We start from the raw sequence: 1,125 nt of genomic DNA, 5'->3' as shown, positions 1-1,125 counted from the left end.
TGCAACGCTTGGGTAATACTCAACTCCAGCATGTGAGCATCCTCAGGCTGGTTGATATCCAGCGGTATCAGCCAGGGAGAATAGCGGGGTTCGAAGCGGGGATGCTTTATCTGGATCGCTATAGCGGCAGGCTGATGGTTAAGGATTGCCGCAGGCAGCAACTCATCCTGTCGGCTATTCAGGAAAACCGCCGGATCAACCAGCAGCAGCCCCTGTCCACCCTGTTGGGTAAACGCGTTATGCAAGTCAGCCAATAAGCAGATTCTTTGCCTGTCTATAACATCAGGAGAAAAATCGTAATCAATTTGAATTTGAGTCATCAGATATTCCTTATTCCATCACGCTATCGTGAGCAGTTGCTACATGCTCTTCCGTTGACGCACAACGGTCAGGCAATGTCAGGGTTGAACGCTGACTAGCCGGGCCTGCTTTTTGGAAAACATCGCACTGAAACCGGGCATTCTTCGGGCTGGCAAACGAAATATGACCGTCTTTCAGCGAGATATAAGCGCCACCGCATTCCAGCCGCAGTTCCGTTTTCGCGGATATCGTCACCGTGTCTTCCTGGCTGACCAGGCGCAGCGCCTGTTGTGCCAGTAAATCCATCTCACCGGTCTGGGCCTGAATCTCCACCTTGCCGGAGGCGGCCAACAACTTCATACCCAGGGTTTTGGCAAATAAACTCAGGGTTTCACCCACCGCCAGCCGGAATTTTTTGGTGATGCTCATATCCGCATCACGGCCAACTGTCGCTATCAGATTTTCACCGGCAGAAAGCTGCAAGCTGCCCGGCGTCACCTGAGCAATGCCTGACGGCGCTGAAAGTAACAGCGCTCGCTGTTGCAGCTCTTTGAGGGTGTGATTCATAAATGCGGTCTGGGCTTCGATATCCGCCAGTTCCGCTTTCGCCGCTTCAGCGGCGTAACGCAATCCCGCCGCAGTCTGAAGGGCCGCATCCAACTCAGACAACGCCGCCGGCATTGCCAACACTGGCCCCTGGGCGTTGGGTTGCCCATCCGCACTGATAAACAGCCCTTTCCCGGCGCGGATCGCGCCCCAGTCATCGGTACGCAGCTCAAACCCTTCACCCCGTTTATCCGGGTGCGGTTTCTGGCTGTCAACCAG

1 protein-coding gene and 1 pseudogene are annotated in these 1,125 nt (G+C 54.8%); both read right to left on the bottom strand.

The features are described 5' to 3' along the window. Window positions 1-320, bottom strand: a pseudogene (locus ABR397_RS22745) (DUF4123 domain-containing protein); the annotation flags it as partial. Between the two features lie 10 nt (window positions 321-330). Continuing rightward, window positions 331-1,125, bottom strand: a 795-nt coding sequence (locus tag ABR397_RS22740) for a type VI secretion system Vgr family protein (protein ID WP_350307692.1), incomplete at its 5' end; no start/stop codon positions are given.

The organism is Photorhabdus viridis (assembly GCF_040256935.1).
Classification (GTDB): Bacteria; Pseudomonadota; Gammaproteobacteria; order Enterobacterales; family Enterobacteriaceae; genus Photorhabdus; species Photorhabdus viridis.
This window is presented reverse-complemented; position numbering and strand designations above follow the sequence as displayed.